Raw genomic sequence first — 15,642 nt, forward strand, 5'->3', positions numbered from 1 at the left:
TCGCATCCTCATCGTTTGAATTCAACTGGTTTGGTATCAGTATGCTTACCGACAGCCGGTAACACAGCATCCTGCCGCTTTGATGCTGCACGCAGGGTAATTGCCTGAGAAATCGCAGCACCGGTAGTCGTCACATAAGGATGCATGACCAGAACTTCATGCTCTCCGGGAACCGTAACCAGCCTGATTTGATCGGTCGGTAAAACCTGATCCCAGCCCAGATAAGGCGCAACAGACGGCGAATCCTGTGCCGCAATCATATCAATGTGAACCGCCAGCGGCAGCGCCTGATAATCCATCCGGATGAAATCCTTCTGGTGAATCAGCATCTGGCTGAAATAGTGCTCATCCCAGCCGGGAGGAAGACATGCCAGCTGATCGGCAATATGATAATAATCCTGCCAGTCTCCCTGTTCCGGTAATGCAGTCTCCTGTTCCGGAAGATGTGCAACCAGATACTGGACGATAGCGCGAGCCAGCGTACTCGTCAGTTCCTCATCAGACAGATCGGGTTTCTCAACGGTGCCCGGAACCCAGCTATCCAGCATTCCCAGAAACTCAACCGTCTGATCCTGCCCGATCAACTGCGCGGCGACTTCATAAGCAAGTACACCACCGGAAGACCAGCCGAATAAACGATATGGTCCTTGTGGCTGTGTCCGGCGAATCATCTTCACGTAACGTGCCGCCATTTGCTGATACGTTTTCAGTGAAGGTTGCATCCGATCCGGAGCAGACAGTCCGTACACCGGGATATTCTCATCAATCGATGCCGTCAGAGCCGGGGCATACAACAGCTCTCCGCTGAATTCAGGTACGATAAACAGCGGTGTCTGATTGCCTGTCTCGCGGAACGCAAGCACCCGATCAGCGGCTGGCTGTGCCGAAGTAGCCTTCCCGGCCAGCAGATGTAAGGTCGGCGTCGCCATCAATGTCGCCAGATCGAAAGTCAACCCGCGTTTTTGTGCCTCACTGACCATCCTCACGGCCAGCAGTGAATGACCTCCCAGTTCGAAGAAACTATCGTAACGCCCGACCTGTTCTACTCCCAGTACCGACTGCCAGATTTCAGCCAGCGCAGTCTCCGCTTCTCCCTGCGGCGCTTCATACGCACGCCGGACAAAAGCATCGTCAGCCGGTTCAGGTAAAGCGCGGCGATCCAGCTTACCATTTGCCGTCAGTGGCATCGCATCCAGTGCGATCCATGCCACCGGCACCATATAGTCCGGCAACTGCCGGGAGACGGACTCACGCAGCTCTTCCGGATCGGCCTGTCCGATATAATAAGCCACCAGCTGTTTGTCATCGGTACGACTCTGGCGGGCCTGAACCACTGCATCATCAACACCGGCACAGCAACGGATACAGGTTTCAATTTCACCCAGCTCAATCCGGAAACCCCGAATTTTCACCTGATCATCATTACGTCCCTGATACTCAATTGTGCCATCGGCCAGCCAGCAGCCCAGATCTCCGGTACGGTACATACGGACACCAACCTGACCGGAAAACGGATCGTCAAGGAAGGATTCCTCGGTCAGATCCGGGCGGTTCAGATAACCTCTGGCAACCCCGGCACCACCGATGTAGATCTCTCCCGTTACACCGATCGGAACCGGCTGTCTGTGACTGTCGAGAATATAAATGGCAGTATTCGCAATCGGTCCGCCAATATGCAAGATCTCATCGTCGTGCCGGATAGCGCCGGAAGTCGCAACAACCGTCGTTTCTGTCGGACCGTAGTTATTTACCAGCGTGAAGGTTGCATCCGGTGCCGGATGACGTTTCAGCCGGTCACCGCCAACCAGCAGCGTCCGCAAGGTTGGGTGCTCCAGCTTCCGGGAAAATGCCAGCTCAGCAATCGGCGTCGACAGGAACCCGACTTCGATCGGTTGCTGTATCCACCATGCCAGCAGTTGGTCCGGATCCCGCGAAATCGCCAGCGACGGCAATGTCAGACGGGCACCGACACAAAGCGGCGGCCAGATTTCCCACACCGTGGCATCAAAGCCTAATCCGGCAACGGCAGAGACACAGGTTCCGGCTTGCACTTCAAAACGCTGGTTATGCCAGTGCACCAGGTTGGTCAGGTTGTCATGCCCGACCATCACGCCTTTGGGTTTACCCGTCGAACCTGAGGTATAAATGATATAGGCCAGATTATCCGGACTCAGCCCCGCCGGACGCAGATTGCTTTCTGGTAATCCAGCCCAGCGGTACGCTTCGTTCTCCATACGAATCACATGAGGACACAGGCGTTCGGCTTCGAAGAAAACTTCAGCTTCCAGAGCACCATCAGTCAGTACCACATCCGGCATACTATCGGTCAGCATGTACTGTAGACGCTCTGCCGGATAAGCCGGATCCATCGGTACATAAGCGCCGCCCGCTTTCAGCGTCGCCAGCATGGCAACAATGAATGCCGGTCCCCGGTCGAAGCAGAGTGCGACCCGTTTTTCCGGACCGACACCCAGCGAGCACAGATAATGGGCAAGCTGGTTCGCCTGAGCGTTGAGTTCACCATAAGTCAGTTGCCGTTCATCACTGATTAGTGCCACCGCCGCCGGATATTGCTGCGCCTGCGCTTCAAACAGATGATGGACACAGGCATAAGTCCGGGCTTCATTGCGGGTCGCATTGAAATCCGACAACACCTGGCGCCGCAGTTTTTCTGGCAGCACACCCACACGGGCAATAGCACAGTCCGGTTTAGCCACTAATGCATTGATCAGTTGTGAGACGGCTTCGGTCATCATGGCAGTGATTTGCTCACCGCACAGTCGCTCATCGGTCAGAATATCGAGAGAGAATCCCTGTCCGACATGGTCATTGATCGACACACTGATCGGATAGTTCGTTTGCTCCCGGCTGTATATAATATCGGCATCTCCCGGAATACCCCGGTCTTCCAGTTGTCGGCTTCCGCCATCGTAACGATAGTTCAGCAAACTGCTGAACAACGGCACCTGTGCCGAAATACCACTGCATTGCTGCGCAAGGACCAGTGACGCATGTTCGTATTCAAGCAGTTCTGCAAGACCTTCATGTGTCCGCTGTACTGCGGCTTTGACCGACAGATCACCCAGCGATAAACGTAGCGGTAAGGTATTCAGGAACATCCCCAACACCCGGTCGGCACCGTCTCCGGCATCCATCCGGCCGAAGAGTACCGTACCGAATACCACATCATCCCGGCCGGTAGTTGCTCTCAGCACCATGCCCCACGCCAGATGGAACAGGCTGGCGGTACTGACACTCTGCTTCCGGGCCTGTTCCCGGATTCTTTGTGCCAGCGTGTCGTCCAGCGGAACATGGAATTCCTGAATCTGCTGTCCTTCACTCTGAACATCCAGCAGGCCATATGGCGCACAAGGTTCATCGATATCTCCCAGTAGCTCCGTAAAGTAAGCTGCCTGTGCATCTTTATCGACACCCAGAGAGGCCTGAGCAACGAAATTCCGGAACGGCAGCGGCTTCGGTAGCCGATCCGCTTCGCCCCGCAGGTGAGCATGGATTTCTTCAACCAGCAGTTCGAGCGTTGTATGGTCATTACACAAATGGTGGAACAGGAAGCAGACCAGCCAGCGGTCATTCGCCGGATCGGCCACTTTATAAGCCTCAATCATCGGCGCCCGCTGCACATCCATCCGGGCATGGTCCTGCTCGAAGTAAGCCTGCAACGTTGCCGTCATATCATCATTCGGCTCCAGATCCAGTGTTTGCAGAGACATCGGCGCTTCCCGCCAGACAACCTGAACCGGTGTTTCCAGCCCTTCCCACACAATGGCAGTCCGCAGAATATCGTGGCGGTTGATCACCGGCTGAAGCGCCCGAATGAACGTATCGATAGCTGCTTCATCCGGGAATACCTGGATAAACCGGTTCACATACGGGTCACCATCCAGTGCCAGCAGATGATGGAACAGAATACCTTCCTGCAACGGCACCAGCGGATAGATATCCTGAATATTGGCACTGCCACCTGTCACGGTTGATGTGATGACATCGATCTCTGCTGTCGTCAGTTCAACCAATGGCAGCATTTCCGGCGTAATCATCTCGCATCCGGCCGGAATCAGGTTTGGCGGAACATCGATGTGATGTTGTGTCGTATCTCCGGAGATTTCAGCAGCCAAGGCAGCCAGTGTCGGCTGGTCAAACAGAGTTTTCACCGCCAGATGATAACCTTGCTGACGCAACTGCTCGATCAGCTTAATTGCCAGTAACGAGTGACCGCCCAGTTCGAAGAAATTGTCATGACGCCCGGCCTGCTCAACTCCCAGCAGAGACTGCCAGATTTCAGCCAGCATCATTTCGGCCTGCCCTTGCGGCGCTTCATAAGCCTGCCGCACAAAAGCATTTTCATCCGGCTCCGGCAGTGCTTTGCGGTCCAGTTTTCCGTTGGCGGTCAACGGCATGTTGTCTAAAGCAACCCACGCTGCCGGCACCATATATTCCGGTAACTGTGCCGCGACATGTTCGCGAAGCGTCTCAGCTCCGGCTGCGCCGACATAGTAAGCAACCAGCTGTTGCAGACCGGCACTGTTGGTCCGGGCCTGAACGACCACATTTTCAATTCCGCTATAACCCCGGATACAGGATTCAATCTCACCCAGCTCGATCCTAAAGCCCCGCAGTTTGACCTGATCATCGTTACGCCCCTGATACTCAATCGTACCGTCGGGAAGCCAGCGTCCCAGATCTCCGGTCCGGTACATGCGCGCACCGGGCTGACCGGCAAACGGGTCTGCCAGAAAACGGCTTTCCGTCAGATCCGGGCGGTTCAGATATCCTCTGGCAACACCGGCACCACCGATATAAAGCTCGCCGGTCACACCAGCCGGTGCTGGCTGTCCCTGTCCGTCAAGGATATAAACCGTGGTATTTGCGATCGGCTGGCCGATATGCAAGGCCACATCATCAGCCTGCACGACCCCCGAAGTTGCCACGACCGTTGTCTCTGTCGGGCCATAGTTATTCACCAGCCGGAAAGTGCTGTCCGGTGACGGATGACGGTTCAGCCGGTCGCCGCCAACCAACAGCGCACGTAACGTCGGATGTTGCAGATGACGGGAAAAAGCCAGTTCAGCGATTGGTGTCGATAAAAATCCGACTTCAATCGGCTGTGCCATCCACCACGCCAGTAACTGGTCCGGATCGCGGGAAACTGATGACTCAGGCAGAACCAGATAAGCGCCCACGCACAACGGTGGCCAGATTTCCCAGACAGTGGCATCGAATCCCAGCCCGGAAACACTTGAAACACACGATCCCGGCTTGATGTCAAACGCCCGATTATGCCAGTGCACCAGATTAGCAAGATTCTGATGTTCAATCATGACGCCTTTCGGCTGTCCGGTTGAGCCCGAGGTATAGATAATATAAGCGAGATTGCTGGCTGTCAGATTGATCGTTTCTGCTGCAATATTTTCCTGACTGTGATTCCGCCACGGCACAACCTCACTTCCTATCTCAATCAAAGACAGGCGTTCGGGCAGTGTCCCGACGCGCTGACAGAGTTCTGCCGTCGTGATCAGAAGTTCAGGTGCGCTATCCTCCAGCATATAAGCCAGCCGCTCTTGCGGATAATTCGGATCCATCGGCACATAAGCCCCGCCTGCTTTGAATATTGCCAGCAGCGACACAATCAAATCACAGCTTCGTTCCAGAAGCACGGCCACCCGGCTGTCAGGGCGAACACCCTGCTCGATCAGCCAGTGAGCCAGTTGGTTCGCCTGTATATTCAGTTGACCATAGGTCAGTTGCTGATTGCCAAAGACCACGGCAACCGCTTCTGGCGCAATATCAGCCTGACGCTCAAATAACTCCTGAATACAGTCTCCGACAGGAAACCCGATCCGGGTTTCGTTCAATTCATACAGAACCCGGTGGCGTTCCGCGGCCGAAAGCACAGTCAGACGACTGACCGGATGCTCCGGTGCCGCTGCCAGTGTTTCAACCAGTTGGGAAACCGCTGCGGCCATCATTTGCGCAATACGTTCACCATCCAGACGTTCATCGACCAGAATATCGAGAGAGAATCCCTGTCCGATATGATCGTTAACAGAAACACTGATCGGATAGTTGGTCTGTTCGCGGTGGTACACCACATCGATCTCAGTCCGGATGTTACTGCCTTCCAGCTGTTCACTGCCACCATCGTAGCGGTAGTTAAGCAGACTACTGAATAACGGCATCTGAGCCGACATACCGCTACATTGCTGAGCCAGCACCAACGATGCATGTTCGTATTCCAGCAGTTCAGCCAGACTTTCATGGGTACGCTGCACCGCAGCTCCGACCGATAAATCGCCCAGAGACAGGCGGATCGGCAGTGTATTGAGGAACATGCCCAACGCACGGTGAGCTCCATCTCCGGCAGCCATCCGACCGAATAGTACAGTGCCGAACACGATATCATCACGCCCGGTAGTCGCCCGCAGCACCATTCCCCAGGCAAGGTGGAACAGGCTGGCGGTACTGACGCCCAGTTTCCGGGCCTGTTCACGCAGATGAACAGCCAGCGTCTCATTCAGAGGCAGATGATGCTCCTGAATCTGCTGCCCGGCATTCTGCGCTTCCAGCAGACCGAACGGCGCACAGGGTTCATCAATATCGCCCAGCCGCTCGCGGAAAAATGCCGCCTGAGTTTCTTTGTCGGCTCCCAGACGAGTCTGAGCGACGAAGTTCCGGAATGGCAGTGGTGTCGGAAGCTGATCAAACTGCCCCTGTAGATAAGCACTGACTTCTTCAACCAGCAATTCAAGCGTGGTGTGGTCACTGTTCAGGTGATGATTGAGCAGACACAACAGCCAGCGGTTCTGCGCCGGATCGTTGACCAGATACGCCATCATTAACGGCGCCTGAGACACATCCAGCCGGGTCAGTGCCGGGCCAAAACGCTGCTGTAGTGTTGCGATAACATCATCGGATTCAATCTCCAGTGTCGCTACCGGCAGACGGGCTTCACGCCAGACCACCTGAACCGGCTCTTCCAGCCCGTCCCAGACCATGGCAGTGCGCAGAATATCATGGCGATTGATCACCGACTGCAAGGCTGTCACAAACGCATCCACGCTGTCTTTGTTGTCAAAGGCCAGAATCATCGGATTCACATAAGGGTCACCTTCCTGTTCCAGCATATGATGGAACAGAATCCCTTCCTGAAGCGGTGCCAGCGGGTAAATATCCTGAATATTCGCCATACCACCGGTTACCTGTTCAGCCACGGTGTCGATCTGTGCCTGAGTTAAGTCAACCAGCGGCAGCATATCCGGTGTAATCGCTTTGCAGTCTGCCGGGATCAGGTTCGGCGGAATGACCATCTCTGATTTTGCCGGCGTATCCGCCAGTTGGGCAGCCAGTTCTGCCAGTGATGGCTGATCGAACAGGGTTTTCACCGTGAGATGATAGTCTTCCTGACGCAGCGATTCGATCAGCCGGATCGCCAGCAGTGAATGCCCGCCCAGTTCAAAGAAATTATCATGGCGGCCGACTCTGGAAATTCCCAGTAAAGTCTGCCAGATCTCTGCCAGCGTTGTTTCCGCGTCACCCTGCGGTGCTTCATAAGCCCGCCGGATAAAGGCCGCCTCATCCGGTGCCGGCAGTACTTTACGGTTCACTTTACCGTTTGGCGTCAGTGGCATCTGCGCCAGCGCGACATAGGCCGCAGGCACCATATGTTCCGGCAGCCGTTCTCCCAGCTCGGCTTTCAGTGTTTCCAGCACAATCTCATTGTCACCGCTGACGTAATAGGCCACCAGATGTTTTTCCTGTGTGCCGCGCGCAATGACGACGGCTTCCTGAATGCCCTGACAGCTTTGCAGAGCAGAAGCAATCTCACCTAATTCGATGCGGAATCCGCGAATTTTCACCTGATCGTCATTGCGGCCCTGATATTCAATCGTCCCGTCCGCCAGCCAGCGGCCAACGTCACCGGTCCGGTACATTCTCGCGCCCGCTTGCGGTGCAAACGGATCATCAAGGAAACGTTCCGCCGTCAGTTCCGGACGATTCAGATAGCCACGGGCCACCTGCACACCACCGATATACAGCTCGCCACTCACACCCATCGCCACCGGATGACCCTGTTCATCCAGCACATACATCCGGGTGTTATCCACCGGAGCACCGATTGAGATACGATCTCCCGTCAGTGTTCGCGGACAGTGCCAGGCCGTCACATCCACCGCAGCTTCTGTCGGGCCATACAGGTTATGCAGTTCAACGTGCGGCAGACAGGCATACGTTTTTCTGACCGCCGCAGCCGACAGAGCTTCACCACTACAGAAAATCAGCCGCAGACTCGGACAGGCACCTTCGGGCAGACTTTCCAGGAACGTCAGTAACATCGGCGGTACAAAGTGCAGAATGGAAACCTGACGCATCTCGATCAGACGCCGTAAATAATCCGGATCTTTATGTCCTTCCGGTTTGGCCATCACCAGCGTTGCTCCGGCCCAGATCGGGCAGAAGAATTCCCATACCGAGACATCGAAGCTGAACGGCGTTTTCTGTAATACCACATCGTCCGGGCCAAAGCCGTAATCATCTTTCATCCAGCGTAGCCGGTTGACCACACCCCGGTGCTCATTCATCACCCCTTTCGGTTTACCCGTTGAGCCTGAGGTATAAATCACATAAGCCATATCCCGGCTGGTCAGTCCCAGTTCGGCTACCGGAAGATTATGCGCCGCACAGTTTTCCCACGGACGCAGCGCGCCTTCCATATCGATCACCGTCACACCAGCCGGCACATCGCCCAAGCGGGGCAACAGTGTCTGCGTGGTAATCAGTGCCACCGGTCTACTATCTTCCATCATGTAAGTCAGACGATCTTCGGGATAGCCCGGATCCAGCGGTACATAAGCACCACCCGATTTCAGAATCGCGACCAGTGCCACCACCAGATCACAGCTACGCTCCAGCGATACCGCCACCCGGCTGTCAGGACGCACACCCTGTCCGGTCAGCCAGTGAGCCAGCCGGTTCGCCTCTTCGTTTAACTCCCGGAACGTCAGTTGCCGGTTATCGCAGATCACGGCAACGGCATCAGCACTCTGCTCAACCCGTGATTCAAATAACTCGTGAATACAAAGCGTATCGGGGAAGTCTTTGTCAGTCCGGTTAAAGTCATGCAATACCCGCTGACGTTCGGCATCCGGCAGCAGATCAAACGACTCGATAACGGTCTCCGGAGCCGATGCCAGTGCGCCTGTCAGCTGTTTCAGAGCTTCCAGCATCATCAGACCAACCCGTTCACAACCGATACGCTGATCGACCTGAACATCGAGCGAGAAGCCATGAACCGGATCATCATTGACGCACAGCGTTACCGGATAATTGGTGCGTTCTTCGGTAAAGACAATATCCATTTTCAACGCTTCCAGCCCAAGCTGCTCGCTGCCGCCCTGATAACGATAGTTAAGCAGGCTGCTGAACAGCGGTGTCTGAGAAGCCAGACCGCTACACTGTTGCGCCAGCGCCAGAGGTGCGTGTTCATAATCAAGCAATTCGGCCAGTAACTGGTGTGTTTGCTGTACCATCGTGCCGACAGTTGTTGCGCCTAAAGACAAACGCAGCGGCAGCGTATTGAGGAACATTCCTAACATCCGGTTAGCACCTTCCCCGGCAGACATTCGGCCGAATAATACCGTGCCGAACACCACATCATCACGCCCGGTCGTCGCCCGGACAACCAATCCCCATGCCAGATGGAACAGACTCGCCGTACTGACTCCCAGAGTCCGGGCCTGTTCCCGCAAGCGCTGAGTCAGTTCATCTTCAACCACAAAATGCTGCTCACGGATCTGCTGGCTGTCTCCCTGAACATCCGCCAGACCGAATGGTGCCGACGGTTCATCAATATCAGCAAGCTGCGTCCGGAAATAATCTTCCTGCGCCTGACGGTCTACATTCAGACATGCCTGCGCAACAAAATTACGGAATGGCAACGGTTCGGCAAGCTGATCTGCCTGCCCCAGCAAATGTGCCTGAACTTCTTCAAGCAGCAGCTCTAAGGTCGTATGATCGTTACACATATGGTGCATTAACAGACACAGTAACCAACGCCCGTTTGCCGGATCTGCCGCCTGATACGCTTCAATCATCGGTGCATGAGAGATATTCATCCGGGTATGTGCCGGATCAAAACGCTGTTGCAACTCAGCCGCCACATCACCGGACTCAATCTCCAGCGTGGTGAGCGATAGCGGCGCATCGCGCCAGACCACCTGAACCGGTGTCGGCAGGCCTTCCCAGGCTACCGAGGTACGCAGAATGTCATGCCGACGGATCACCGCCTGAAATGCATCGGTAAAAGCTTTCATCTGCGCCGGTTCGGCAAAAGCCTGAATCAGCCGGGTAACATAAGGGTCGCCGTCCTGATCTAATACGTGGTGGAACAGCATTCCTTCCTGAAGCGGAGCCAGCGGATAAATATCCTGAACATTTGCCGCGCCACCGGACACCTGAGCCGTGATACGGTCAATCTGTTGCTGGGTCAGTTCGACCAGTGGCAACATCTCCGGAGTAATCCGGTCACAGGCTTGCGGGATGAGATTCGGTGGAATGTCGGTCTTCTGCTGCGCCGAACCTTCGGCAAGCACCACTCCCAGCGCTTTGAGTGTCGGTTGATTAAACAGTTCTTTGACCGACAGATGGTAATCTTTGTGCCGGAGTTGTTCGATCAGTTGCACGGCAAGCAGCGAGTGTCCGCCCAGCTCAAAGAAGTTATCCTGCCGGCCGACCTGCTCAACTCCCAGTAAGGTCAGCCAGATCTCCGCCAGTGTTTCCTCTGCTTTGCCCTGCGGTTTTTCGTAAACCTGATGGGCAAATGCACTTTCATCCGGGCTCGGCAGAGCTTTCCGGTCAACCTTACCGTTTGGTGTCAGCGGGAATTGATCCAGTGCCATATAAGCGGCCGGAACCATGTAAACCGGCAGTTGTTCATTCAACTGCGTTTTCAGGTGTTCTGCGGTTACTTCTGCTCCGGCATTCAGGGTATAGTAAGCCACCAAACGCTTGTCTTTTGCTGCGCCTTCCGTTGCCAGAACAAGCACATCCTGAATACCGTCACAACGTTGCAATGCTGCTTCAATTTCGCCCAGTTCAATCCGGTAGCCGCGAATTTTGACCTGAAAATCATTCCGGCCCAGAAACTCAACGCAACCATCGTCCCGCCAGCGACCTAAGTCACCACTTTTATACATCCGCGCCTGCGGATCGGATGAGAATGGATCCGCCAGAAAACGCTCTTCCGTCAGTGCCGGTTGACCGAGATAACCCAGAGCGACGCCGTCGCCTCCGATATAGATTTCACCGCTGACACCTTTGGGAACGGGTTGTCCCTGCGCATCGAGAATATAAACGGATGTATTACCAATCGGCCGGCCTAACGGAATACTTTGTGCTTCGTCATCCACGGACTTAATGTCATAAGTCAGGGCAAAAGTCGTTGTTTCTGTTGGCCCGTATCCGTTCAACAGATGCTGCGGCGGATTGTGTTGCAGTACACGCCGGATAACCGCAGGATCAAGCACATCACCACCAACCATCAGATAGCGCAGCCCCTGCAGTGCATGGCCGATATCTCCGGCATACTGATTAAATAAACCGACCGTCAGCCACAGTATACTGACCTGCTGGCGGATCAAAATATCGGCAAAAGATGCCGGATCCAGCAAGGACTCTTTCCGGACAACCACCACAGCACCACCGTTCAGCAGCGGCGCCCAGACTTCCAGTGTGGTTGCATCAAAAGCAGGGTTGGCCGCAAAGGCAACCCGGTCCTGAGCGGACAAATCAAGATAACCGTTATTGATCACCAAACGAACAATTGCCCGGTGTGGCACCACAACGCCTTTAGGCTGCCCGGTGGAACCAGAGGTATACATCACATAGGCAGCCGATCCGCTATTGACAGCAATGTCAGGGGTATCAAACGAGCCTTGAGTCACCAACGCTTCCGTCAACGCAATAATCCGGATATTCGCATCACCGGTCTGGGGTTCACTCTCACCACTCAGCATCAGCCGGGCGGCGCAGTCACTGAGCACAAAGTTCAGCCGTTCAGCCGGAGCATCCGGATCAACCGGTACATAAACTGCGCCACATTTCAGAATGGCAAGCTCTGCCACAATCAGCATGGCTGAACGCGCCAGATGGACAACAACATGATCACCGGCACTGACGCCATTATTCTGTAATACATGGGCCAGACAGTTTGCCCGGGCATTCAGCTCACCGTAACTCAGGCTCTGTTCATCACTCTGTCCGTCACAGACAACAGCCGGCGCCTCCGGATCCTGCATTGCCAGTGCTTCAAATAGTGAGTGGACACAGAACTGTTCCGGATAATCTCTGCGGGTCGCATTGAAGTCTTCCACGACTTCCCGGCGCTCGGCTTCAGAGAGTAACGGATACTCACGGACAGTCGCCTGTGAGTAATTAACGGCTTCAGTCAGGAAATGACTCAGCCGCTGCAGATGCTGTTCCAGAGTCACAACATCATATAAAGCCGAATTGGCGCCCAGACTGAGTTCCAGCCCATCCGCCGGTCCCCGGTCAAATACGGAAATAGACAAATCTTCGATCGGCCCGCCCAACAGGTTATGAACAAAGGCTTTTGCATCGCCAAAACAGATATCATGATTCGACGGAATAATATTAATCATGGTGGCATATAACTGATCCTGACCGGGAATCAAATTCAGATCGGTTCTTAAATCTTCGCCACGATAACGCTGGTGCTTCACCGCACCATGCACCTGTCGCTTCACTTGACTGAGACACTCGGTCAGCGTCATTTCTGCGGTGAGTTCAAGCCGTAACGGCACGACATTAGTCACCATGCCCGGAATATAACGTAAAGTCCGGCCAGCCCGGCCAGTTACAGGGAAACCCATTAGCAGATCGTCCTGCCCGGAGATTCTTCGCAGGTAAATACTAATCAGCGCCGTCAGTAACTGGGCTAATGTAACCTGACAATCGGTCGCCATCTGACGTAAAGCATCGTTTGCCTGCGATGGCAAATACATCCGCTGGTAAATCACTTCCGAGCAGTCAGCCATCCGGCCAGCCAGACTGACAGGATCCGGACGGTTTTCCAGCCGGGACAACCAATAGTCACGATCACGCTGAAACTGGGAAGACTGTTTGTATGTCAACTCCGATTCAATCAGATTGGCAAAGGGATCAAACGCGCTGGTTTGCAACTCACTCCCGGTCGTCAGAGACGTGTAAATATCAGCCATGCGCCGGGCAAAAATATGCGCACTGTACCCATCGGTGATAATGTGATGTCCACACTGATAAAAATAAAAACGGTCCGTATTTAGCCGAATTAATGCGAACGAAAATAATGGTCCCTGTAATAAATCGAATGCTTCGCTCATATCCGTTTGCATCCATTGATTTGCTACTGCTTCAGGGTCAGATTCATTACTAAAATCGAATATACGGAGTTGCCATTCCGGAAGACGGTCTAATAACTGCCGTGGGCCTTGTTCCGTATCAACAAAAACAGAATGGTAGGAAGTTGCTTCATCAATAGTTTGCCGAATTGCAACTTCGAAAAAATGAATATCAAGGTCACCGAATATTTCCATATATTCGGCCATTTTAAATACCGTGGGTTTGACATGAGAATGTAGCTGTTGGGAAAACCACAGCCCTTGTTGTGCGGCAGATAATGGCAGGACGGACAGGCCGTCCTCTCTTAAACCCAAGAGAAGATCTTTCTTATTAATCATAAACACACCAACTTTATTGACAGTTAAATTAAAATTTAAATTATTTATATATTAGATTTTTATTTATTAACGAATGGGCTGTCTTTATCTTCAAATATATTAGATGTTTTATTGTTATAAGTATTATGAAATAGGAAGAATAGCTTTGTTTGTTGAAAGGCAATATATCAAAAAAAAATACGCATTCAAGTGACATGGTTATTAAAACACGCACACAAAGTATTAATAATAATTTAATGAATATATCATACTGATTGCATATGAATTATAATAGTCCGACCAGTTGCATTCTATTTAATAATAAAAAATCAAACTACAAATATAAAAAATATATCAATACTTAAAAAACAATAACTATTTTATATAATAAAATACAATATAATTAAAAAACAAAATAGCTAAAATTAGAGTACCAACCTTAAAAACCATTATATTCAGGTGTTTTTTATTAATGAAGATCTCATAACCCATGAGATTCTAAATAAAAATAATATCATCATCTAAATAGCAGCGACATCTTATCTAAGCCATTATATTGAGGTGATTTCTCAATAATTAAAACATAGATTAATATATGCCAGAATAAATTATAATTTTATAATCACACAGGTCATGAACGTCCTGACTGCTCAGACCACTTCAATGATAAAATTAATTTAAAAATTCAAAAAAACATATCATGGCCGAGTTTAATATTTTATTGTCAAAAATTAATATTCATTAATTTTACATATCTATTATAGAAATGTTGATCGTTATTAGGACACTATGTAAAAAGTCATTTACTGATAACAAGCAACGGTTAACCATTATTTCCGGCAACAGATAGTATGCACTCATCAAAAGTTTAGGTTAATTTGTGGTTAATTTCTGGAGAATTTGGTGCTCCCAACCTCAGTCGATTTCAATAATATTTTCATCCACATCTCAGATAATTATGTGTAACCAGCGTATTCGGAAACGTTTTCTATCACAAAAAGAGCCACAACACAGCGTGGCTCTGAGTTAACTTAGTTTTAAACAACAACTTTATTCCGGTACTTCCACCTTCTGTATTGTCACTTCACCGATTGATGTATGAAACCATGTCCGTGTCCGGCACTTCGCTAGTTTAGGCTGCTTTGGTTTTCAGAGAGGCGGTCATCGCCTTTCTTTTTCTACCACTTTCGATGATACTTTTGCACATTACTGTTTAGTTGGAAAACTTCATGCCTCAAGCAAATTCCGTGGTCGTACTCGACTTTGAAACCACTGGCCTCTCTCCCAACATTGGTGACCGCGCAATCGAAATTGGTGCGGTTAAATTAGTTGATGGTGTGGTTGTCGATAGTTTTCAGCAATTGATGAATCCAGGCTTCAGAGTGAGCTCATTTATTGAAAACTATACCGGCATCACCAATAACATGTTGCGTACAGCACCAGGCTGCGATGAAGTGATGGCATCGTTTAGTGAGTTCATTGCCGGTGAGAACCTTATCGCTCACAACGCTTCGTTCGATAAACGATTTCTGGACGCCGAACTTGAGAGAATCAGCAGTGGTTATTCAGGAGAGTTCGCTTGCTCCTTACTGGTGGCAAGGCGACTGATTCAAGATGCACCGTCACACAAACTAGGTGAGCTTGTTCGCTACAAACACATCGACAACGACGGTGTTTTTCACCGCGCATTAGCAGATGCACAAATGACAGCTAAACTCTGGCTTCAAATGATAGAGGACTTAGAGCAATCAGGAATCATCAAGCCAAGCTTTCAGTTGATGCAAACCATTAGTAAAACCGCGAAAGGGAAAGTGAACCAGCTCCTCGCTAAAAGTCGTGCTTAGCTCACTCTTGCTCAGACGATTCTTTATTAAATATTGAAAAACATTTGATTTCTGGTTTTTCGATGTTG

Annotated in this window: 2 protein-coding genes; one reads left to right on the forward strand and one right to left on the reverse strand. The window is 51.9% G+C overall.

Annotation, left to right across the window (positions count from 1 at the left end; translation table 11 throughout):
• Window positions 1-8: 8 nt before the first annotated feature.
• On the reverse strand, window positions 9-13,751 hold the full coding sequence (locus tag OCU74_RS20650) for a non-ribosomal peptide synthetase (RefSeq protein ID WP_087482884.1): 13,743 nt from the start codon (window positions 13,749-13,751) through the stop codon (window positions 9-11).
• 1,208 nt (window positions 13,752-14,959) lie between these two features.
• Between OCU74_RS20650 and OCU74_RS20655 the strand changes: the two genes are divergently transcribed.
• Entirely contained in the window at window positions 14,960-15,574 is a 615-nt protein-coding gene (locus OCU74_RS20655) for a 3'-5' exonuclease (protein WP_087482883.1), read from the forward strand.
• The last annotated feature ends 68 nt before the right edge of the window (window positions 15,575-15,642 follow it).

Source organism: Vibrio mangrovi (assembly GCF_024346955.1).
Taxonomy (GTDB): domain Bacteria; phylum Pseudomonadota; class Gammaproteobacteria; order Enterobacterales; family Vibrionaceae; genus Vibrio; species Vibrio mangrovi.

Coding starts and splice junctions, on each gene's coding strand:
- OCU74_RS20655 (WP_087482883.1), top strand. CDS start 14,960: ATGCCTCAAGCAAATTCCGTGGTCGTACTCGACTTTGAAACCACTGGC.
- OCU74_RS20650 (WP_087482884.1), bottom strand. CDS start 13,751: ATGATTAATAAGAAAGATCTTCTCTTGGGTTTAAGAGAGGACGGCCTG.